Raw genomic sequence first — 20,307 nt, 5'->3', positions numbered from 1 at the left:
GGGAGATAAGACATGCCTCGCAGCCTGAAGAAGGGCCCGTTCGTCGACGACCACCTGCTCAAGAAGGTGGAAGTTCAGAACGACAAGGGCTCCAAGAACGTGATCAAGACCTGGTCGCGGCGCTCGACGATCATCCCCGAGATGCTGGGGCACACGATCGCCGTGCACGACGGACGCAAGCACGTCCCGGTGTTCGTGACCGAGGCGATGGTCGGGCACAAGCTCGGCGAGTTCGCGCTGACCCGCACGTTCAAGGGTCACGAGAAGGACGACCGGAAGAGCCGTCGGCGCTGACGCCGCGGGCATACGGATAGAGGGAACAAGGGGTTACAGCGATGCCAGGAAAGGGCGACGCTCCGGTGCTTCCGGGCGCGCGGGCGGTTGCGCGGCACGTGCGCATCTCGCCGATGAAGGCGCGCCGGGTGGTCAACCTCGTCCGCGGCCTGCCCGCGAAGGAGGCGCTCACGGTGCTGCAGTTCGCGCCGCAGGCTGCGAGCGAGCAGGTGTACAAGGTGCTCGCTAGCGCGATCGCCAACGCGGAGAACAACGAGCGGCTGGACCCCGACGCGCTGCTCGTCAGCGAGGCCTTCGTGGACGAGGGCCCGACGATGAAGCGGTTCCAGCCGCGGGCCCAGGGTCGGGCCTACCGCATCCGCAAGCGCACGTGCCACATCACCGTGGCGGTCGAAGCGGTCGCGCCGGCAGCACCGAGGAAGGCCGCGGCTAAGAAGGCCGCCCCGGCCACGGAGGCCGCACCGGCCGAAGCGCAGAGCAAGACGGAGGACGCCGAGTAATGGGTCAGAAGGTTCACCCCACTGGGTTCCGGCTCGGCATCTCGACCGACTGGAAGTCCCGCTGGTTCGCGGACAAGCTCTACAAGGACTACATCGGCGAGGATGTCAAGATCCGCCGCATGATGTCCAAGGGCCTCGAGCGTGCCGGGATTTCCAAGGTCGACATCGAGCGCACCCGCGACCGGGTCCGGGTCGACATCCACACCGCCCGGCCGGGCATCGTCATCGGCCGTAAGGGTGCGGAGGCCGACCGGATCCGCGGCGAGCTTGAGAAGCTCACCGGCAAGCAGGTTCAGCTGAACATCATCGAGGTGAAGAACCCCGAGTCGGACGCTCAGCTGGTCGCGCAGGGCGTGGCCGAGCAGCTGTCCAGCCGGGTCAGCTTCCGTCGGGCGATGCGCAAGGCCATGCAGTCGGCGATGAAGAACCCGGTCTGCAAGGGCATCCGGGTTCAGGTTTCGGGTCGCCTCGGCGGCGCCGAGATGAGCCGGACCGAGTTCTACCGTGAGGGCCGGGTTCCGCTGCACACGCTGCGGGCCAACATCGAGTACGGCTTCTTCGAGGCCCGTACCACGTTCGGTCGGATCGGTGTGAAGGTCTGGATCTACAAGGGCGACGCCGTCCCGGGCCGGGAGGCTCCGGCCGAGGCCGGTCCGTCCCGCCCGCGTCGTGGTGAGCGCGGCGACCGTCCCGAGCGTCCGCGCCGTGGCCGGTCGGGTTCGTCCGGCACCACGGCTGGTGGCACCGAGGCCGGTCGGGCTGCTGCGACCACCATCGCGCAGCAGGCCGAGACGCCGAGCGGTGAGCCGGTCGACAGCGCAGCTGTCGCCGCCGCTGCTGCTCCGGCAGAAACGCAGCAGGAGGGCTGACAGATGCTGATGCCGCGCAAGCCCCCGAAGGGCTTCCGCAAGCCGCACCACCCGGACCGCAGTGGCGCGTCCAAGGGTGGTAACCGGGTGGTGTTCGGCGAGTTCGGGATCCAGGCTCTCGAGCCGGCGTACGTGACGAACCGGCAGATCGAGTCGGCACGTATCGCGATGACTCGCCACATCAAGCGTGGTGGCAAGGTCTGGATCACGATCTTCCCGGACCAGGCCCTCACCAAGAAGCCTGCCGAGACCCGGATGGGTTCCGGTAAGGGTTCGCCCGAGTGGTGGGTCGCCAACGTCAAGCCGGGGCGGGTTCTCTTCGAGATGTCCTTCCCCAACGAGCAGATCGCGCGAGAGGCCATGCGTCGCGCGATCCACAAGCTCCCGATGAAGTGCCGCATTGTTACGCGCGAAGTGGGTGAATCCTGATGGCAGCGGGCGTTAAGGCGACCGAGCTGCGTGAGCTCTCCGAGGAGGAGCTGGTCACGAAGCTGCGGGAGGCCAAGGCGGAGCTGTTCAACCTCCGCGTGCAGGCCGCAACCGGGCAGCTGGACAACAACCGGCGGTTGCAGGTCATCCGTCGGGAGATCGCCCGGATCTACACGATCATGCGCGAGCGCGAGCTGGGGCTCTCGGCCGCGCCGACTGAGGTGACTGCATCATGACCGAAGAGACCGCCACCGCCGCCGCGCGGTCCCGCCGCAAGGTCCGTGAGGGCCTGGTGGTCAGCGACAAGATGGACAAGACCGTCGTGGTCGAGGTCGAGGACCGGGTTCGGCACGCGCTGTACGGCAAGATCATGCGCCGTACCAGCAAGCTGAAGGTGCACGACGAGCAGAACGCCGCTGGCACCGGTGACCGGGTTCTCATCATGGAGACCCGGCCGCTGAGCGCCACCAAGCGTTGGCGGATCGTGGAGATCCTGGAAAAGGCCAAGTAGCGAAGGCTCGAGCTCGCCCGGCGTTGCGTCGGGCGTTGGTTCCGCCAGGCTCCGGCCGCTACGGCGGCCGGAGAACCGGCAGACATAGGAGATAGACGTGATTCAGCAGGAGTCGCGACTGCGCGTCGCCGACAACACGGGTGCTCGGGAGATCCTGTGCATCCGGGTTCTCGGTGGCTCGGGTCGGCGCTACGCGAGCATCGGCGACGTCATCGTGGCCACGGTCAAGGACGCCATCCCGGGTGCCGGTGTGAAGAAGGGCGACGTCGTCAAGGCTGTCGTCGTTCGCACCGCGAAGGAGAAGCGGCGTCCGGACGGCTCGTACATCCGCTTCGACGAGAACGCCGCCGTCATCATCAAGGACGGCGGGGACCCGCGTGGAACCCGTATCTTCGGCCCGGTGGGCCGGGAGCTGCGGGACAAGCGGTTCATGAAGATTATTTCCCTCGCGCCGGAGGTGTTGTGACCGTGAAGGTCAAGAAGGGCGACACGGTCGTCGTCATCGCCGGCAAGGACAAGGGTGCCAAGGGCAAGGTCATCGCGGCCTACCCGCGGCAGGACAAGGTCCTGGTCGAGGGCGTGAACCGGGTCAAGAAGCACACCCGCATCAGCACCACCCAGCGTGGCGCCAAGACCGGCGGCATCGTCACTCAGGAGGCCCCGATCCACGTCTCGAACGTGCAGGTCCTGGACTCCGACGGCAAGCCGACCCGCGTCGGTTACCGGATCGACGACAACGGCCAGAAGGTCCGCATCGCGCGTAGCACCGGTAAGGACCTGTGATGACCACGGCTACCGAAAAGACCCTGCCGCGCCTCAAGGAGCGGTACCGCAACGAGATCGTGGCCCAGCTGCGTGAGCAGCACAGCTACGGCAACCCCATGCAGGTGCCGCGGCTGGTCAAGATCGTCGTCAACATGGGTGTCGGCGAGGCTGCTCGCGACGCCAAGCTGATCGACGGTGCGGTCCGCGACCTCGCCACGATCACCGGCCAGAAGCCGCAGGTGCGGCGGGCGACCAAGTCCATCGCGCAGTTCAAGCTCCGCGAGGGCATGCCGATCGGCGCGAAGGTCACCCTTCGTGGCGACCGGATGTGGGAGTTCCTGGACCGGCTGCTCTCCATCGCGCTGCCGCGTATCCGCGACTTCCGCGGCCTGGACGGGCGCAAGCTGGACGGGCACGGCAACTACACGTTCGGTCTGACCGAGCAGTCGGTGTTCCACGAGATCGACCAGGACAAGATCGATCGCCAGCGGGGCATGGACATCACGGTGGTCACGACCGCCACGACCGACGACGAGGGCCGGGCGCTGCTCAAGCTCCTGGGCTTCCCGTTCAAGGAGAACTGAGATGGCCAAGAAGGCGCTGATCATCAAGGCGGCCGCGAAGCCGAAGTTCTCGGTTCGCGCGTACACCCGCTGCCAGCGGTGCGGGCGTCCGAAGGCGGTCTACCGCAAGTTCGGGCTCTGCCGGGTCTGCATCCGGGAGATGGCTCACCGCGGTGAGCTGCCGGGCGTGTCCAAGGCTTCCTGGTAAGGGCGACCGCGTCCCGGCCGTCGGCCGGGAACTCCTGCACCGATTAGGTATTGCTCTTCGCCGTAGGCCCGGGGCTGGTGCCCCGGGAACCCCGGCGAGAAAGGCTGACGAAATCCATGACGATGACCGACCCGATCGCAGACATGCTCACGCGTCTGCGTAACGCCAACCAGGCGTACCACGATCAGGTGAAGATGCCCTACTCCAAGATCAAGGCGAACATCGCCGAGGTCTTGAAGGCCGAGGGTTACATCGCCACCTGGTCGGTCGAGGAGCCCGAGGAGGGCGCCGTCGGCAAGCGACTGGTCGTCGAGCTGAAGTACGGCCAGAACCGCGAGCGGAGCCTGGCCGGTATCAAGCGCGTGTCCAAGCCCGGTCTCCGGGTGTACGCCAAGTCGGACGGGCTCCCGCGGGTGCTCGGTGGGCTGGGCGTGGCGATCATTTCGACGTCCCAGGGGCTGCTGACCGACCGGCAGGCCCGCAAGCGGAGTGTTGGCGGGGAAGTCCTCGCCTTCGTCTGGTAACGGGAGACAGGTAGAAATGTCGCGAATTGGACGTAAGTCGATCCCGGTACCAGCCGGCGTCGATATCACGATCGACGGGCAGACCGTCAAGGTCAAGGGCCCCAAGGGCCAGCTTGAGCACACCCTCGCCGAGCCGATCACGATCGAGCGTGGCGAGGACGGCGAGCTGAGCGTCAACCGGCCGAACGACGAGCGCAAGGCCAAGGAACTCCACGGCCTGAGCCGTACGCTGGTCGCCAACATGATCGTCGGGGTCACCGAGGGCTACCGCAAGAGCCTGGAGATCGCCGGCACCGGTTACCGGGTCACCGCCAAGGGTTCGGACCTCGAGTTCGCGCTCGGGTTCTCGCACCCGGTGGTCGTCCCCGCCCCGGCGGGCATCACCTTCACGGTGGAGCGGCCGACCCTGTTCCACGTGGCTGGCATCGACAAGCAGCAGGTCGGTGAGGTCGCCGCCAACATCCGGAAGATCCGCCCGCCGGAGCCCTACAAGGGCAAGGGCGTCAAGTACCAGGGCGAGGTCATCCGCCGCAAGGCTGGAAAGGCAGGTAAGAAGTGAGCGCCACGCTGCTCAAGCGCCGCCGCGGTGTCGCCGCCAAGCGCGCCGTTGGGCGTGCGCGTCGACACTTCCGCGTCCGCAAGAACGTCAGCGGTACGGCCGAGCGTCCGCGCCTGGTCGTCACCCGCTCCCTGCGGCACATGGTCGCCCAGATCGTCGACGACACCAAGGGTCACACCCTGGCGTCGGCGTCGACCCTGGACGCCTCGCTGCGCGGTGCGGAGGGCGACAAGAGCGCCCTGGCCGGCAAGGTGGGCGCGCTGCTCGCCGAGCGGGCCAAGGCCGCCGGCGTCTCCAAGGTCGTCTTCGACCGCGGTGGCAACCGGTACGCGGGGCGAGTCGCCGCGCTTGCCGACGCCGCCCGCGAAGCCGGGCTCGAGTTCTAACAACCCCGTCACGAGAGAGAAGGAAGGCTGCTGATGCCAGGTCAACAGCGCCGTGGCGGCGGGTCCGGTGGCAACGAGGGTGGTCGCCGCGACAACCGCCGTGAGGGCGGCCGCGGAAACGCGCCCGTCGAGAAGACCCCGCACCTTGAGCGGGTCGTCGCGATCAACCGCGTCGCCAAGGTCGTGAAGGGTGGTCGTCGCTTCAGCTTCACCGCCCTGGTGATCGTGGGCGACGGCGACGGCACGGTCGGCGTGGGCTACGGAAAGGCCAAGGAGGTGCCCGCGGCCATCGCCAAGGGTGTCGAGGAGGCCAAGAAGCACTTCTTCAAGGTTCCGCGTATCGGCGCCTCGATCCCGCACCCGGTGACGGGTGAGGACGCGGCCGGTGTGGTGCTGCTCAAGCCGGCCTCGGCCGGTACGGGTGTCATCGCCGGTGGTCCGGTGCGTGCCGTGCTGGAGTGCGCCGGTATCCACGACGTGCTCTCCAAGAGCCTCGGCTCGTCGAACCCGATCAACATCGTGCACGCCACCGTGGCGGCCCTGAAGGGGCTTGAGTCCCCCGAGCAGGTCGCGGCGCGTCGTGGTCTGCCGGTGGAGGACGTCGCGCCGGCCGCCATGCTGGCGTCGCGGGCGGGGGTGGCGTCCTGATGGCACGCCTGAAGGTCACCCAGCTCCGGTCCGGTATCGGGACCAAGCAGAACCAGCGTGACTCGCTGCGTTCGCTCGGTCTCAAGCGGATCAACGACGTGGTGGTCAAGGAGGACCGGCCCGAGATCCGCGGCATGATCTTCACGGTCAACCACCTCGTGAAGGTCGAGGAGGTCGAGTAATGACGATCAAGGTTCACCACCTGCGCCCGGCGCCTGGTTCCAAGACCGCGAAGACCCGTGTGGGTCGCGGTGAGGGTTCCAAGGGCAAGACCGCTGGTCGCGGTACCAAGGGCTCCAAGGCCCGCAAGAACATCTCGGCGGCGTTCGAGGGTGGGCAGATGCCCATCCACATGCGCCTGCCGAAGATGAAGGGCTTCAAGAACAAGTTCAAGGTGGTCTTCCAGGTGGTCAACCTGGACCGACTCGCTGAGCTGTTCCCGAACGGTGGTCAGGTCGGCCCGCTGGAGCTCGTCGAGTCCGGCGCGGTCCGCAAGGGTCACCCGGTCAAGGTCCTCGGCACCGGGGATCTCGGCGGTGTGGCGCTCCAGGTGTCCGCGCACGCGTTCAGTGCGTCGGCCAAGGAGAAGATCGCCGCCGCCGGTGGCTCCGTCACCGAGCTGTAAGGCGTACGACCATGGCGCCCGTCCAGTTGTGAGCAACTGGCGGGCGCCATGGTCTGCCTGGGGCCTGAGCGCCCGGTAACATCGGAATCGATTTATGTAGTCGGGCGCATCTGCCCGGACCGGGGTGAGGCTGTTAGAGTCCCATCCCAGCCATGGATTGCGGGCACTCGCCCGTGATCCACCCCGACCCGCCAGGGATCACCGGCGGCCCGCCTCGCGCAGGAGGAAGAAGTTGCTGTCCGCCTTTCTCAGTGCGTTCCGTACGCCTGACCTGCGCAAGAAGCTGCTGTTCACAGTAGGCATCATCGCGGTCTACCGGCTGGGTGCAACGCTCCCCAGCCCGGGCGTCTCGTACGGCAACGTGCAGAAGTGCCTCGACACCATCCAGGGTGACACCACCGGGGTGGTGAACCTGCTCAACCTCTTCTCCGGCGGAGCGCTGCTGCAGCTCTCGGTCTTCGCGCTGGGCATCATGCCCTACATCACCGCGTCGATCATCCTGCAGCTGCTGACCGTCGTGATCCCGCGTCTGGAGCAGCTCCGCAAGGAGGGCCAGGCCGGTCAGGCGAAGATCACCCAGTACACCCGCTACCTGACCCTGGGCCTCGGTGTGCTGCAGGCCTCGGCGTTCGTGGCCCTGGCCCGCTCCGGCCAGCTGTTCCAGAACCGGTGCGACCAGTTCCCGATCATCCCGACCGGCACCGGCATCCCGGACTGGCTGACGCTGTCCATCCTGGTGATGACGATGACCGCCGGCACCGGCATGGTCATGTGGCTCGGCGAGCTGATCACCGACCGCGGCGTCGGCAACGGCATGTCCGTCCTGATCTTCACCTCGATCGCGGCGCGGCTGCCCAGCGAGGGCTGGCAGATCAAGACCAGCAAGGGCTGGGACATGTTCGCCCTGGTCATCGCCCTGGTCCTGGTGGTCATCACCGCTGTCACCTTCATCGAGCAGGCGCAGCGCCGGATCCCGGTGCAGTACGCCAAGCGGATGATCGGCCGGCGGATGTACGGCGGCACGTCGACCTACATCCCGCTGAAGGTCAACCAGGCTGGTGTGATCCCGGTCATCTTCGGCTCGTCGCTGCTCTACCTGCCGCAGTTGGCGCTGCAGTTCTTCGACCAGACCGACCCGGGCAAGACCCAGTCGTGGATCCAGAACAACCTGGTCAACCCGAGCAGCCCGATCTACATCTCGGTCTACTTCCTGCTGATCATCTTCTTCACGTACTTCTACGTGTCGATCACGTTCAACCCGACCGAGGTCGCTGACAACATGAAGAAGTACGGCGGCTTCGTGCCGGGCATCCGCCCCGGCAAGCCGACCGCCGACTACCTCGACTTCATCCTCAGCCGGATCACCCTGCCGGGCGCGCTCTACCTCGGCGTGATCTCGATCCTGCCGAACTTCTTCTTCATCTGGCTGGACAACCAGCAGTACCAGAACTTCCCGTTCGGCGGCACCGCTGTGCTCATCATGGTCGGCGTCGGTCTGGAGACCGTGAAGCAGATCGAGAGCCAACTCATGCAGCGGAACTACGAAGGGTTCCTGCGGTAGATGAGACTCGTTCTGGTTGGCCCGCCGGGCGCGGGCAAGGGCACACAGGCCGAGTTCATCGCCGCACACCTCTCGGTGCCGAAGATCTCGACCGGAGACATCTTCCGGTCGAACGTCACCCAGGGCACGCCCCTCGGTATCGAGGCGAAGCGGTACATGGACGCGGGCGAGCTGGTCCCGGACGAGGTCACCATCAACATGGTCCGGGACCGGCTGGCCGAGCCCGATGCCAGCGAGGGTTTCCTGCTCGACGGCTTCCCGCGGACGACTCCGCAGGCGGCCGCTCTGGACAAGCTCCTCGCTGATCTGGGCACCGCCCTGGATCTGGTCCTGGAGCTGGTCGTCGACGACGACGAGGTGATCCGGCGGCTCTCCGGTCGGCGTACCTGCCGGGGCTGCGGCAAGATCTGGCACGTCGAGTTCGACGCCACCACCCGGCCGGGCATCTGTGACCGGTGCGGCGCCGAGCTGTTCCAGCGCGACGACGACAAGCCGGAGACGATCGCCACGCGGCTTCGTGAGTACAGCGAGAAGACCGCACCCCTGGTCGACTACTACGGCGCTCAGGGCAAGCTGGTCGGGATCGACGCCACCGGCCCGGTGGAGGACGTCACCACCCGGGCCATCGACGCCCTGCGGTCATACGGCGGCTGAGGTCCGACCGGTTCACGGCGGATAGAGTGCGAACAGCGGGGTACGCGTGACGTGCCCCGCTGAACGGCCACGAAAGGTAATCGCTCCATGCGTCGTCCCCAGCTGGACATCCAGCTGAAGACCCCTGACCAGATCGAGAAGATGCGGGCCGCCGGGCTGGTGGTGGCCGAGGCGCTGCGCCGGATGCGGGAGGCTGTTGCCCCCGGTGTGAGCACCGCCGATCTGGACGCTATCGCCGAGGCGACCATCCGCGAGGCGGGTGGCGTTCCGTCGTTCAAGGGCTATCACGGGTTCCCGGCGTCGATCTGTTCCTCGGTCAACGAGCAGATCGTGCACGCCATCCCGTCGCCGAAGCAGGTGCTCCAGCCCGGTGACCTGATCTCCATCGACTGCGGCGCAGTGTTGGACGGGTGGCACGGCGATTCCGCCATCACGGTCGGGGTCGGCGACGTCGACCCGGCGCTGCTGAAGATGGCCGAGGTCGCCGAGGACGCGATGTGGGCCGGCATCGCCGCCGCCGCCCGGGGCGCGGCGAGCGGCAAGGGCCGCCTCACCGACATCTCGCACGCGGTGGAGACCGCTGTGCGCAAGGGCGGTCGGTACGGCATCGTCGACGGTTACGGCGGGCACGGCATCGGGACCGAGATGCATCAGGACCCGCACGTGCTCAACCACGGCCGGCCGGGCAAGGGCCCGCGTCTGGTTCCCGGGATGGCGCTGGCGATCGAGCCGATGATCACCATGGCGTCGCCGCGTACCGTCGAGTTGGCCGACGGGTGGACGGTCGTCACCCGGGACGGCTCGGTGGCCGCGCACGTCGAGCACTCGATGGCGTTGCTGCCGGACGGGGTCTGGGTGCTCACCGCCTTCGACGGAGGCCGCGCCCGCCTGGGCGACCTGGTGACCGCCCGCCAACCTGCCGCCTCAACAACCCCCTAACCCTCCCAGGGTCCTCGTTCCGCCCGTTGAGCATGAAGTTGTTGCCCCGACACGCCGGTGAGACTGGCAACAACTTCATGATCGACCAGGGTCGGGGGTCGGGCGGACTGGCGCGACGGTGGCATGCTTGCCGGCATGGACGGGCGCGACGGGATGCGAGCCGCTGACTCGGACCGTGCGGCGGTGGCCGACCGGTTGCGGGTCGCCCTCGAGGAGGGCCGGCTGGACCTGCACGAGTACGACGAGCGGTTGCAGCGGGCCTACGCCGCACGCACGTACGCCGACCTGAAGGTCCTGCTCGCCGACCTGCCGCCGGTGACGCCGGCGCAGCGGTCGGGTCTGGCGCCGGCGACCGCGCCGACCGTGGGCCTGCTGGGTGACCAGCCCGGTCAGACGGCCACCCGGGGTGCCACCGCCCGCTGGTTGGCCGAGGTGTGGTTCCCCTACCTGCGGGTGATTGCCATCGTGGTGACCATCTGGGCGGTGGCGTCACTGCTCAGCCAGGACCTGCAGCACTTCTGGCCGGCCTGGGTGGCCGGGCCGTGGGGCGCGGTGCTGGTGATCCGCACCGTCACGGGACTGGCCGGGGGAGAGCCCCGGCGCGAGGCCATCAAGCGGCAGCGCCGCCAAGAACGCAAACAGGCAAAGCGCGCCATCAACCCCGACACCCCCCAATAACCCCGGACCCCCGGCTCGGCCCCCACTCTTCCCGCGTTGATCATGAAGTTACTGCCACCGACACCGGCGATTCGTGGCAACAACTTCATGATCAACGGAACTGGGGATGGGGGCCGTGGGGGCGACGCGCGGGGTGGGGGGTGGTCGGTTTGGCGGCGGCCTGCAGGCCGGCGTACACTTTCAGATCGGCGCACAGCGTCCACTCCGGCATGCCCACCCTGCGCTTCGGTGGGAGCTGGAGCCGCGGCTGGCGCGGGCTTCTGATTCTGATCAGATTTCCGTGTAAGACGTTGTGGGCCGCCCGGAGCAATCGACGTCAGGACAGCGGAGGACATGCCGAAAAAAGACGGAGCCATTGAGATCGAGGGTCGGGTCATCGAGCCCCTGCCGAACGCCATGTTCCGGGTGGAGCTCGCGAACGGCCACAAGGTGTTGGCTCACATCAGCGGCAAGATGCGGCAGCACTACATCCGCATCCTTCCGGAGGACCGGGTCGTCGTCGAACTTTCGCCGTACGACCTGACCCGCGGGCGCATCGTCTACCGCTACAAGTAGTCCTGACGACGGCCGGGAAGTCCCGTGTCCGTCTTCGACGTCCGGTGTCGCGCAACGCGCGTCCCCGGGCCAGATGGGAAGTAAGGCAACCGTGAAGGTCAAGCCGAGCGTCAAGAGGATCTGCAACAAGTGCCGGGTTATCCGCCGGCACGGCCGGGTCATGGTCATCTGCAGCGACCCGCGCCACAAGCAGCGCCAGGGCTGACTCAGCCCGTCCGGCCGGAGCACGGCCGGGTGGCGTTGGTCCCGGCAGATCCCCAGCGACACACACATCACACATGCTCGTCCCAGCCGCGAGCGGTACGCGATGCGTACTCCCTCGTGGCTGACCCCCGGTCGGAGGCCGGGGCCCGCTTGGGCAGCGACCGATCCCGGTCGCCGGCGCTGATCGCGTCGGAAGGACGGGACGGCCGGTAGCGGGGTGGGACGGGTCCACACCTCCGCCACACATCACGAGGAGTACGCCCGCACATGGCACGTCTAGTCGGCGTGGATCTCCCCCGCGAAAAGCGGTTGGAGATCGCGCTCACCTACATCTTCGGGGTCGGTCGCACCCGCGCCCTGGAGACGCTCGCCGCCACCGGCATCTCGCCGGACAAGCGCGCTCGGGACCTCACGGACGAGGAGCTCGTGCAGCTCCGCGACCACATCGAGGGCAACTACAAGGTTGAAGGCGACCTGCGCCGCGAGGTCGCCGCTGACATCCGCCGCAAGGTCGAGATCGGCTGCTACGCCGGCATCCGGCACCGCCGGGGCCTGCCCGTGCGTGGCCAGCGGACCAAGACCAATGCCCGGACCCGCAAGGGCCCGAAGCGGACCGTCGCCGGCAAGAAGAAGCCCGGCAAGAAGTAGTTCTTAACCGGATGACGGGGTCGGTCGCCGCCGAGGCGGGCCAGACCGCAACCCAGTCCGGAAAGTCAACTAGGAGCGCACAGACTTATGCCACCGAAGGCTCGTGCCGGAGCCGCTGTAAAGAAGGTCCGGCGCAAGGAACGCAAGAACGTCGCCCACGGGCAGGCGCACATCAAGAGCACGTTCAACAACACCATCGTGTCCATCACGGACCCGACCGGTGCGGTCATCTCCTGGGCCTCCGCCGGCCAGGTCGGCTTCAAGGGCTCCCGCAAGTCGACTCCGTTCGCTGCGCAGCTGGCCGCCGAGGCTGCCGCGCGTCGCGCCATGGAGCACGGCATGCGCAAGGTCGACGTGTTCGTCAAGGGCCCCGGCTCCGGCCGGGAAACCGCCATCCGTTCGCTGCAGGCAGTGGGCCTTGAGGTCGGGCAGATCGCCGACGTCACCCCGCAGCCGCACAACGGGTGCCGTCCGCCGAAGCGTCGCCGGGTCTGAGAGGTAGAGAGAGATGGCTCGTTACACCGGTGCAGACTGCCGCCGTTGCCGGCGGGAGAAGATGAAGCTGTTCCTCAAGGGCAGCAAGTGCGATGGTCCGAAGTGCCCGTTCGAGTCCCGGCCGTTCCCGCCCGGGCAGCACGGCCGCGGCCGCACGAAGGAGACGGAGTACCTGCTCCAGCTCCGCGAGAAGCAGAAGGCCCGCCGCGTCTACGGCGTGCTGGAGAAGCAGTTCCGCGGTTACTACGAGGAAGCCGTCGGCAAGCAGGCCAAGACCGGTGAGGTCCTCCTGCAGATCCTCGAGTCGCGGCTGGACAACGTCGTTTACCGGGCCGGCTTCGCCCACTCGCGGGACATGGCCCGCCAGCTGGTCAAGCACGGTCACTTCACGGTGAACGGCAAGAAGGTCGACATCCCGTCGTACCGCGTCAAGGAGCACGACATCATCGAGGTTCGGGGCAAGAGCAAGGAGCTCACCCCGTTCATCGTCGCGCAGGCTCAGGCCGGCTCGAAGACGGTTCCGGCGTGGCTTGAGGCCATCCCGAGCCAGATGAAGGTGCTCGTGCACTCCCTCCCGGCCCGGCAGGTCATCGACACGCAGGTCCAGGAGCAGTTGATCGTCGAGCTCTACTCCAAGTAGTCGGGCTCGTTGCGGTGGCCCGCCCGCTTGGGCGGGCCACCGGAACAGTTTGTGTCGTGGGCGTCAAATAGCGGGCGTCCCGGAAGAGAAGAGAAAAGATGCTCATCAGCCAGCGACCCTCCCTCTCCGAGGAGTCGATCAACGAGACCCGGTCGCGGTTCGCCATCGAGCCGCTGGAGCCGGGCTTCGGCTACACCCTGGGCAACTCGCTGCGGCGTACGCTGCTGTCGTCGATCCCGGGCGCGGCCGTCACCTCGATCAAGATCGACGGTGTGCTGCACGAGTTCACCACGATCCCCGGTGTCAAGGAGGACGTGGTCGAGCTCGTCATGAACATCAAGGAGCTGTGCGTCAGCTCCGAGCACGACGAGCCGGTCAGCATGTACCTGCGTAAGCAGGGCCCGGGCGACGTGACGGCGGGCGACATCCAGCCGCCGGCCGGCGTCTCGGTGCACAACCCGGATCTGAAGCTCGCCACCCTGAACGGCAAGGGCCGGCTCGACATGGAGCTGACCGTCGAGCGGGGCCGGGGCTACGTGACGGCGGCGCAGAACAAGCAGTCCGGCGCCGAGATCGGCCGCATCCCGGTCGACTCGATCTACTCGCCGGTGCTGAAGGTGACCTACCGCGTCGAGGCGACCCGTGTCGAGCAGCGCACCGACTTCGACCGGCTGATCATCGACGTCGAGACCAAGCCGTCGATGGGCCCGCGTACCGCGCTGGCCTCCGCCGGTTCGACGCTGGTGGAGCTGTTCGGGCTCGCCCGGGAGCTGGACGAGACCGCCGAGGGCATCGACATCGGGCCGTCCCCGCAGGACGCCCAGCTGGCGGCGGACCTCGCTCTGCCGATCGAGGAGCTGGACCTCACCGTCCGCTCCTACAACTGCCTCAAGCGCGAGGGCATCAACTCCGTTGGTGAGCTCATCGGGCGTACCGAGGCCGACCTCCTCGACATTCGCAACTTCGGTCAGAAGTCGATCGACGAGGTCAAGATGAAGCTCGCCGGGATGGGTCTCGGGCTGAAGGACTCGGCTCCGAACTTCGACCCGGCGCACGTCGTGGACACCTTCGGCGAGGCCGACTACGACACCGACGACTACCGCGAGACCGAGCAGCTCTAGTCCGCGCTGCCGCCACAACTGAGGAGCACCAAAAATGCCCACGCCCACCAAGGGCCCCCGCCTCGGCGGCAGCCCCTCGCACGAGCGGCTGATGCTCGCCAACCTGGCGACCGCGCTGTTCCAGCACGGCAAGATCCAGACCACCGAGACGAAGGCCCGGCGGCTGCGCCCGCTGGCCGAGCAGCTCATCACCAAGGCCAAGCGCGGTGACCTCGCCTCGCGGCGTCGGGTGCTGGGTGTCGTCAAGGACAAGGACGTCGTCTACGCCCTGTTCGACCAGATCGCGCCCCGGTACGCCAACCGCCCCGGCGGTTACACCCGGATCGTGAAGACCGGTCCGCGCAAGGGTGACGCCGCTCCGATGGCGATCATCGAGCTGGTGGAGGAGCTTCAGGTCGCCGAGCCGAAGGCGAACAAGAAGACCGCCGCCCGCAAGGCCGCGCAGCAGGACAAGGTCGAGGCGCTCGCCCCGGCCGACGAGGCCCCGAAGTCGGCTCCGGCCGACCAGGACTCCGAGGCGCCGGTGTCGGCGTCCGGTGACACCGCCGCCGCCCGCGAGGACAGCGACGAGGCCACCGAGAACAAGGCCTGATCAAGGGCATTGTCGGGCCCGGCACCCCATCGGGGTGTCGGGCCCGACCCGTAACAGGAGGTACGAGGTGGACGAGCGGATCCGGCTGCGGCTGGACGTCTCGTACGACGGCGCCGACTTCTCCGGCTGGGCCGCCCAGCCGGCCCGGCGCACCGTCGCGGGGGTGCTCGTCGACACCCTGGACCTGGTTCTCGGCGTCGGCACTGCCACCGGGCTGACGGTGGCCGGGCGGACCGACGCGGGGGTGCACGCCACCGGGCAGGTGTGCCACCTGGACCTGCCGGTGGAGGTGTGGCGACAGCACGAGGGGCGACTGCTGCGCCGCCTGGCCCGGCTGCTCCCCACCGACGTGCGGGTACGGGCGATGACGGAGGTGCCGGCCGACTTCGACGCCCGGTTCTCGGCAACCTTCCGGCGCTACGAGTACCGGGTCACCGATGCGCCCTTCGGCGCGGAGCCGCTGCGCCGGCACGAGGTGCTGGCCTGGCCGAGACCATTGGACCTGACGGCGCTGAACGCCGCCGCGGCCGGGCTGGTGGGGGAGCACGACTTCGCCGCGTACTGCCGGCGCAAGGAGCACGCGACCACGCTGCGCGAGGTGACCAGGCTGGACTGGCGTCGCGACCCGGACGGCATTCTGGTCGCCACCGTGCAGGCCGACGCGTTCTGCCAGGCGATGGTGCGCAGCCTCGTGGGGGCGATGCTGGTGGCCGGGGACGGCCGTCGCCCGGTCGAGTGGCCGGGGAGCCTGCTCACCCGTCAGGAGCGTTCCAGCGAGGTGACAGTGGCGCCCGCCCACGGGCTGACCCTGGTCGCGGTCGGCTACCCGTCCGATCCGACCGAGTACGCACGCCGCGCCGACCTGACCCGCCGGTTGCGGGTTCCGGTCGAAGGCTGACCGCCCGGACCGCCAGTGACGACGGGTGTGCCACCTGTCGGCAGCACACCCGTCATCGGGGAACCGGTCAGTCGCCTGGCAGCTCGCCGTTGCCGCCCTGGCTTCCACTGTTGTCGGTCGGCCCGGCCGTCGGTTGCGCGGCCGTGCCACCGTCGGCGCGCTGTTGCAGCACGCCCCGGCTGAGGTGCAGCTCGATCATGTCGAACAGGATCTCGCGGACCTTGGCGTCACCCGCCTTGACCGCCGCGCCGTCCTTGCGAACCACCAGGGCGTACGCCAGGTAGTGGCCGCGGACCTGCCAGCCGACGCGTGCCGGAGCGCTGGTCAGGACGTCGGTGCCGTCGCCGTCGTCGCCGGTGAGGCCACGGAAACGGCCCTGCCGTTCGTCGAGCAGCTGCCGGAGCCGGTCCCGGGCTCGTTCCGCGCTGACCTTGTCGGTGAGGTTGAACAGGCCGGCGGTGACCAGGTGCCCGTCGTCGGGCGTGCTCAGCGTCGCCCGGACGATCTGGTTGCAGCCGAGCCGGACCAGCAGGTCGGCGACCTCGTCGGTGGCGGCGACGGCACAACTGCCGCTGGACTGGGTCTTGAGCACCCGGTAGCTGGGCTGGCCGTCGGTGAGCTTCAGTTCCTTGCCGGGGAAGAGTTCCTTGGCGGTGAGCGGGGCCTGGTCGGTGTCCCGGGAGTCGAGGGCCACCCGTTCCGGCGTGGCCGACGGCGCGGCGGCGTTCGGCTGGTACGTCGGGTTGCTCTGCGGCTGCTGCTCGTTGCGGTCGATGAGCAGCGCGGCGGCGCCGAGGCCGCAGAGGGCGAGCAGTACCAGGACGGCGGCACCGCCGATCAGTACCTGCCACAGCCGGCCGCCGCCGCGCCGGGCGTTCGGTTCCACCGGGGTCGCCGACGTGTAGATCTGGCTGCGCGGCGGCGCGGGCGGGATGTCGGCACGAGTCGGCGTGGACTGCGGCAGGTCGGCCCGTACCGGCGCGGACTGCGGCGGGTCGGCACGGTTCGGCGCGGGCGACGACGAGGGCAGCGAGAGCTGGTTCGGCCGGGGCAGTGACGGCGTCGGGAAGCGCGACGGGGACGGCCCGGCCGGCGGGGGCGGGCCGGTGCCGAGCACCGACAGGTCGGACCCGGGCTCCGGGTAATCCTCGAAAGCGTCCTCATCGGACTCGTACCGATACACCATGTCGCCCAGAGTAGGAGCGATTGTCCCTTTAGGGGGTAATTTCAGGGAAATGCGCGCGTGGGCCGGGCCAGGTCCGTGGAGAAGGCCGATCGCCCCGGCGGTCCTTCCCGGGCCGGTGCGAGAATTGCCCGGTGACCGGCGACCACTACTTCACCGCTCAGCCCACCAGCGACGCCCCGGTGCGCGAGGTCGAGTTCTCCGTCGCCGACCGCGACTACCGGCTCGCCTCGGCCGGCGGAGTCTTCTCCGCCAGCCGACTCGACCCGGGCACCGCCGTGCTGCTGCGCAAGGCCGAGCTGCCCGCCGCCGACACCGTGGGCGACCTGCTCGACCTCGGTTGCGGGTTCGGGCCGATCAGCTGCGTCCTGGCCGACCTCGCGCCGGCCAGCACCATCTGGGCCGTCGACGTCAATGCCCGGGCCCGCGAGCTGACCGCCGCCAACGCGGCTCGGATCGGCGCCGCCGACCGGGTCCGGGTCAGCGCACCGGACGACGTCCCGGAAGACCTCCGCTTCGCCCAGCTCTGGTCGAACCCGCCCATCCGGATCGGCAAGGACGAGCTGCACGAGCTGTTGCTGCGCTGGCTGCCCCGACTCGCCCCGGACGGTGTCGGCTGGTTGGTCGTCGCCCGACACCTCGGCGGCGACTCGCTGCAACGCTGGCTCACCGAGCAGAGTTGGCAGGTCGAGCGGTACGCCAGCCAGAAGGGCTTCCGGGTGCTGCGCGTCACCCGGTAATTGGATGTACCCCCCGACCCTCACTGGGGCAGGATCCCGGCGTGGGATACGTGGACGTGGCAGCGGTCGGGCACATCCTGCCCGACGGTCGGGAACTCTTCGCCGACGTGTCGTTCCGGGTCGGTGAGGGCAGCAAGGTCGCCCTGGTCGGGCCGAACGGCGCGGGAAAGACGACGCTGCTGAGGATGGTCGCCGGCGACCTGCCGGTGCGCACCGGCGTCGTCGCACGGGCCGGCGGGCTGGGCGTGATGCGCCAGTTCATCGGCATGATCGGCGACGAGTCGAGCCTCGCCGACCTGGCGTTGTCGCTCGCCCCGCCGGCCCTGCGCGACGCCGGCCGGCGACTCGGCGAGACCGAGGCGGCAATGCGGGCGGCCGAGGCCCACGGCACGTTCAGCAACGCCGCGGGCAAGGCCCAACTGGCGTACGCCGATGCGCTCGGCGCCTGGGGCGAGGCCGGCGGGTACGACGCCGAGGTGCTCTTCGACACCGTCGCGACGATCGTGCTCGGCCAGCCGTGGGACGCCGTCCGGGACCGGCCGGTGCGTACCCTCTCCGGCGGCCAGCAGAAGCGCTTCGCGCTGGAGTTGCTGCTGCGCGGCCCGGACGAGGTGCTGCTGCTCGACGAGCCGGACAACTTCCTCGACGTGCCCGGCAAACGCTGGCTGGAGGCGCGACTGCGCGAGTCGACCAAGTCGGTGCTCTACGTGTCGCACGACCGCGAGCTGCTGGCCCAGAGCGCCGACCGGGTGGTCGCCGTCGAGGGTGGCAGTGCCTGGGTGCACCCGGGCGGCTTCGCCAGCTGGCACGAGGCACGGGTGGCCCGGCACGCCCGCCTCGACGAGCTGCGCCGACGGTGGGACGAGGAACACCAGAAGCTGCGTGAGCTGATGCTGATGTACAAGCAGAAGGCCGCGTACAACGACGGGTTGGCCTCGCGCTACCAGGCCGCGCAGACCCGGTTGCGGAAGTTCGAGGAGGCCGGGCCGCCGCCCGTACCCCCGAAGGACCAGGACATCCGGATGCGGCTGGCCGGCGGGCGGACCGGCAAGCGCGCGGTCGTCTGCGAGCAGCTTGAACTCGACGGCCTGACCTACCCCTTCGACCTGGAGATCTGGTACGGCGACCGGGTGGCGGTGCTCGGTGCCAACGGCACCGGCAAGTCGCACTTCCTGCGGCTGCTGGCGCGCGGCGGCACCGACCCCGACCCGGCGAACGGACCGGTCGACGGAGCGGGGGCGCTCGCACCGGTGGCGCACGACGGCGTGGCCCGCTTCGGTGCCCGGGTACGCCCCGGGCACTTCTCCCAGACCCACGACCGGCCGGAGCTGATGTCGAAGACGCTCGTCGAGATTCTCTGGCGCGGCGACGAACACCGCACCGGGATGGACCGACACGCGGCGATGGGCGTGCTCAGCCGCTACGAGCTGGCCGCGCAGGGCGACCAGCGGTTCGGCACGCTCTCCGGCGGGCAGCAGGCCCGGTTCCTGGTGTTGCTGCTGGAGTTGTCCGGGGCGACCCTGTTGCTGCTCGACGAGCCCACCGACAACCTCGACCTGGCCAGCGCGGAAGCGCTCGAAGCGGGCCTGAACGCGTTCGAGGGGACGGTGATCGCGGTCACCCACGACCGCTGGTTCACCCGCTCCTTCGACCGGTTCGTGCTGTTCCGGGGCGACAGCGAGGTGGTGGAGACCCCGGAACCGGTCTGGGACGTCGGGTGATCCCGGCCGACCTGCCCGACCGGCTGTGCGCCGTGCCGGGCGTGGTCGCCGTGGCGCTCGGCGGCAGCCGGGCACGCGGCGAGCACCGCCCCGACTCCGACTGGGACCTCGGCCTGTACTACCAGGGTGAGCCGGACGTACCGGCGCTGCGGGCGATAGCCGCGACCGTCGCCGACGACCCGGCGGTGGTACTCACCGCACCGGGTGGTTGGGGGCAGTGGGTCGACGGCGGTGGTTGGCTGCGGATCGGCGGGGTCGCCGTGGACTGGATCTACCGGGACCTCGACCGGGTGCGCCGCGTCTGGACGGACTGCCGCGCCGGCCGGTACGAGGTCGGTGTGCAGGCCGGGCACCCCCTCGGGTTCTACTCGTCGGCCTATGTCGGCGAGGTGGCGCTGTGTCAGGTGCTCGCGGACCCGACCGGCCAGCTGACCCGCCTGAAGGAGCAGACCCGGGATTACCCGCCCGCGCTGGCCGACGCGCTGGTGGCGGGCGGCTGGGAGGCCGGCTTCCTGCTGGCCGGCGCGGCCAAGGCCAGCGCTCGCGGGGACAGCGGGTACGTCGCGGGCTGCCTGTTCCGGACGATCGGGGTGCTCGCCCAGGTGCTGCACGCCCGGGCGGGCCGGTGGCTGGTCAACGAGAAAGGGATGATCGACGCCGCGGGGCGGCTGCCGGGTGCGCCGCCGGACTTCGCGCGGCGGGCGCACGCGCTGTTGGGAGCCGTCGGTCACGGCCCCGCCGAACTGGCCGCGACCATCGACGCTGCCCGTGAGCTGGTCAGTGAGGTCGTCGGTTGA

General features: G+C 69.0%; 32 protein-coding genes. 31 read left to right on the top strand and 1 reads right to left on the bottom strand.

Annotation, left to right across the window (positions count from 1 at the left end):
* Positions 1-12 precede the first annotated feature (12 nt).
* From rpsS to truA, 28 genes are all read left to right on the top strand, one after another.
* Positions 13-294 (top strand): 30S ribosomal protein S19, encoded by a 282-nt coding sequence (gene rpsS, locus KBX26_RS03850; RefSeq protein WP_007465299.1) that lies wholly within the window; start codon positions 13-15, stop codon positions 292-294.
* 41 nt (positions 295-335) lie between these two features.
* The gene (gene rplV, locus KBX26_RS03845; RefSeq protein ID WP_007465297.1) at positions 336-794 is read left to right on the top strand and encodes a 50S ribosomal protein L22; all 459 of its coding nucleotides are present in this window, start codon (positions 336-338) and stop codon (positions 792-794) included.
* On the top strand, positions 794-1,663 hold the full coding sequence (gene rpsC, locus KBX26_RS03840) for a 30S ribosomal protein S3 (RefSeq protein WP_007465294.1): 870 nt from the start codon (positions 794-796) through the stop codon (positions 1,661-1,663). Before rplV ends, rpsC begins: the two co-directional genes overlap by 1 nt.
* Positions 1,664-1,666: 3 nt before the next feature.
* The gene (gene rplP, locus KBX26_RS03835; protein WP_007465292.1) at positions 1,667-2,092 is read left to right on the top strand and encodes a 50S ribosomal protein L16; all 426 of its coding nucleotides are present in this window, start codon (positions 1,667-1,669) and stop codon (positions 2,090-2,092) included.
* Complete coding sequence (gene rpmC / locus KBX26_RS03830) at positions 2,092-2,328, top strand: 50S ribosomal protein L29 (RefSeq protein ID WP_007465283.1); 237 nt, start codon at positions 2,092-2,094, stop codon at positions 2,326-2,328. Before rplP ends, rpmC begins: the two co-directional genes overlap by 1 nt.
* Positions 2,325-2,603 (top strand): 30S ribosomal protein S17, encoded by a 279-nt coding sequence (gene rpsQ, locus KBX26_RS03825; RefSeq protein ID WP_030329894.1) that lies wholly within the window; start codon positions 2,325-2,327, stop codon positions 2,601-2,603. The genes rpmC and rpsQ overlap by 4 nt, the downstream gene beginning before the upstream one ends.
* A gap of 97 nt (positions 2,604-2,700) precedes the next feature.
* Positions 2,701-3,069: a 50S ribosomal protein L14 gene (gene rplN / locus KBX26_RS03820; RefSeq protein ID WP_007073026.1), complete on the top strand. Its 369-nt coding sequence runs from the start codon at positions 2,701-2,703 to the stop codon at positions 3,067-3,069.
* Positions 3,066-3,386 carry a 50S ribosomal protein L24 gene (rplX, locus tag KBX26_RS03815; RefSeq protein ID WP_007465276.1) on the top strand — a complete coding sequence of 107 codons (321 nt, stop codon included), beginning with the start codon at positions 3,066-3,068 and terminating at the stop codon, positions 3,384-3,386. The genes rplN and rplX overlap by 4 nt, the downstream gene beginning before the upstream one ends.
* Positions 3,386-3,952 carry a 50S ribosomal protein L5 gene (gene rplE / locus KBX26_RS03810; protein WP_030329896.1) on the top strand — a complete coding sequence of 189 codons (567 nt, stop codon included), beginning with the start codon at positions 3,386-3,388 and terminating at the stop codon, positions 3,950-3,952. Before rplX ends, rplE begins: the two co-directional genes overlap by 1 nt.
* A 1-nt stretch (position 3,953) precedes the next feature.
* Positions 3,954-4,139 (top strand): type Z 30S ribosomal protein S14, encoded by a 186-nt coding sequence (locus KBX26_RS03805; RefSeq protein ID WP_007465272.1) that lies wholly within the window; start codon positions 3,954-3,956, stop codon positions 4,137-4,139.
* 116 nt (positions 4,140-4,255) lie between these two features.
* Positions 4,256-4,663, top strand: a complete 408-nt coding sequence (gene rpsH, locus KBX26_RS03800) for a 30S ribosomal protein S8 (RefSeq protein WP_007465270.1) — start codon at positions 4,256-4,258, stop codon at positions 4,661-4,663.
* Between the two features lie 16 nt (positions 4,664-4,679).
* A complete protein-coding gene (rplF, locus tag KBX26_RS03795) occupies positions 4,680-5,222 on the top strand; it encodes a 50S ribosomal protein L6 (RefSeq protein WP_030329899.1) in 543 nt (180 codons plus the stop codon).
* Entirely contained in the window at positions 5,219-5,608 is a 390-nt protein-coding gene (rplR, locus tag KBX26_RS03790; protein ID WP_030329901.1) for a 50S ribosomal protein L18, read from the top strand. Before rplF ends, rplR begins: the two co-directional genes overlap by 4 nt.
* A gap of 33 nt (positions 5,609-5,641) precedes the next feature.
* Positions 5,642-6,256 (top strand): 30S ribosomal protein S5, encoded by a 615-nt coding sequence (gene rpsE / locus KBX26_RS03785; protein WP_018784559.1) that lies wholly within the window; start codon positions 5,642-5,644, stop codon positions 6,254-6,256.
* Positions 6,256-6,438: a 50S ribosomal protein L30 gene (gene rpmD / locus KBX26_RS03780; RefSeq protein WP_030329904.1), complete on the top strand. Its 183-nt coding sequence runs from the start codon at positions 6,256-6,258 to the stop codon at positions 6,436-6,438. The genes rpsE and rpmD overlap by 1 nt, the downstream gene beginning before the upstream one ends.
* Positions 6,438-6,881, top strand: a complete 444-nt coding sequence (gene rplO, locus KBX26_RS03775; RefSeq protein ID WP_030329906.1) for a 50S ribosomal protein L15 — start codon at positions 6,438-6,440, stop codon at positions 6,879-6,881. The genes rpmD and rplO overlap by 1 nt, the downstream gene beginning before the upstream one ends.
* A gap of 232 nt (positions 6,882-7,113) precedes the next feature.
* Positions 7,114-8,442 carry a preprotein translocase subunit SecY gene (secY, locus tag KBX26_RS03770; protein ID WP_030329909.1) on the top strand — a complete coding sequence of 443 codons (1,329 nt, stop codon included), beginning with the start codon at positions 7,114-7,116 and terminating at the stop codon, positions 8,440-8,442.
* A complete protein-coding gene (locus KBX26_RS03765; RefSeq protein WP_030329911.1) occupies positions 8,443-9,096 on the top strand; it encodes an adenylate kinase in 654 nt (217 codons plus the stop codon).
* A gap of 87 nt (positions 9,097-9,183) precedes the next feature.
* The gene (gene map / locus KBX26_RS03760; protein ID WP_210864748.1) at positions 9,184-10,035 is read left to right on the top strand and encodes a type I methionyl aminopeptidase; all 852 of its coding nucleotides are present in this window, start codon (positions 9,184-9,186) and stop codon (positions 10,033-10,035) included.
* A gap of 135 nt (positions 10,036-10,170) precedes the next feature.
* Positions 10,171-10,713 (top strand): DUF1707 domain-containing protein, encoded by a 543-nt coding sequence (locus KBX26_RS03755; protein ID WP_209444510.1) that lies wholly within the window; start codon positions 10,171-10,173, stop codon positions 10,711-10,713.
* Between the two features lie 333 nt (positions 10,714-11,046).
* On the top strand, positions 11,047-11,268 hold the full coding sequence (gene infA / locus KBX26_RS03750) for a translation initiation factor IF-1 (protein ID WP_007073013.1): 222 nt from the start codon (positions 11,047-11,049) through the stop codon (positions 11,266-11,268).
* Between the two features lie 91 nt (positions 11,269-11,359).
* The gene (rpmJ, locus tag KBX26_RS03745) at positions 11,360-11,473 is read left to right on the top strand and encodes a 50S ribosomal protein L36 (protein ID WP_043965539.1); all 114 of its coding nucleotides are present in this window, start codon (positions 11,360-11,362) and stop codon (positions 11,471-11,473) included.
* A 266-nt stretch (positions 11,474-11,739) separates the two neighbouring features.
* Complete coding sequence (gene rpsM, locus KBX26_RS03740) at positions 11,740-12,120, top strand: 30S ribosomal protein S13 (protein WP_030329917.1); 381 nt, start codon at positions 11,740-11,742, stop codon at positions 12,118-12,120.
* An 87-nt stretch (positions 12,121-12,207) separates the two neighbouring features.
* Complete coding sequence (gene rpsK / locus KBX26_RS03735) at positions 12,208-12,615, top strand: 30S ribosomal protein S11 (RefSeq protein ID WP_030329919.1); 408 nt, start codon at positions 12,208-12,210, stop codon at positions 12,613-12,615.
* 13 nt (positions 12,616-12,628) lie between these two features.
* Positions 12,629-13,255, top strand: a complete 627-nt coding sequence (gene rpsD, locus KBX26_RS03730; protein ID WP_030329921.1) for a 30S ribosomal protein S4 — start codon at positions 12,629-12,631, stop codon at positions 13,253-13,255.
* A gap of 98 nt (positions 13,256-13,353) precedes the next feature.
* Positions 13,354-14,376, top strand: coding sequence for a DNA-directed RNA polymerase subunit alpha (locus tag KBX26_RS03725; RefSeq protein WP_007465227.1), 1,023 nt, complete (start codon positions 13,354-13,356; stop codon positions 14,374-14,376).
* 34 nt (positions 14,377-14,410) lie between these two features.
* Complete coding sequence (gene rplQ / locus KBX26_RS03720) at positions 14,411-14,968, top strand: 50S ribosomal protein L17 (RefSeq protein ID WP_030329923.1); 558 nt, start codon at positions 14,411-14,413, stop codon at positions 14,966-14,968.
* A 67-nt stretch (positions 14,969-15,035) separates the two neighbouring features.
* Positions 15,036-15,866, top strand: coding sequence for a tRNA pseudouridine(38-40) synthase TruA (gene truA, locus KBX26_RS03715; RefSeq protein ID WP_210864747.1), 831 nt, complete (start codon positions 15,036-15,038; stop codon positions 15,864-15,866).
* Between the two features lie 67 nt (positions 15,867-15,933).
* Here truA and KBX26_RS03710 read toward each other — a convergent pair whose 3' ends face one another.
* Complete coding sequence (locus tag KBX26_RS03710) at positions 15,934-17,052, bottom strand: hypothetical protein (RefSeq protein WP_210864746.1); 1,119 nt, start codon at positions 17,050-17,052, stop codon at positions 15,934-15,936.
* A gap of 131 nt (positions 17,053-17,183) precedes the next feature.
* Between KBX26_RS03710 and KBX26_RS03705 the strand changes: the two genes are divergently transcribed.
* Genes KBX26_RS03705 through KBX26_RS03695 form a run of 3 tightly spaced genes read left to right on the top strand, consistent with a single transcriptional unit; the run spans position 17,184 to position 20,307 of the window.
* On the top strand, positions 17,184-17,789 hold the full coding sequence (locus tag KBX26_RS03705) for a class I SAM-dependent methyltransferase (protein WP_210864745.1): 606 nt from the start codon (positions 17,184-17,186) through the stop codon (positions 17,787-17,789).
* A 41-nt stretch (positions 17,790-17,830) separates the two neighbouring features.
* Positions 17,831-19,510 (top strand): ABC-F family ATP-binding cassette domain-containing protein, encoded by a 1,680-nt coding sequence (locus KBX26_RS03700; protein ID WP_210864744.1) that lies wholly within the window; start codon positions 17,831-17,833, stop codon positions 19,508-19,510.
* The gene (locus KBX26_RS03695) at positions 19,507-20,307 is read left to right on the top strand and encodes a nucleotidyltransferase domain-containing protein (RefSeq protein WP_030329933.1); all 801 of its coding nucleotides are present in this window, start codon (positions 19,507-19,509) and stop codon (positions 20,305-20,307) included. The genes KBX26_RS03700 and KBX26_RS03695 overlap by 4 nt, the downstream gene beginning before the upstream one ends.

Origin of the sequence: Micromonospora sp. C97 (genome assembly GCF_018070385.1) — a bacterium.
In the GTDB taxonomy this organism is placed as follows: Bacteria; Actinomycetota; Actinomycetes; order Mycobacteriales; family Micromonosporaceae; genus Micromonospora; species Micromonospora parva.
The sequence above is the reverse complement of the archived record's forward strand: the minus strand, read 5'-3'. Positions and strand labels throughout refer to the sequence as shown.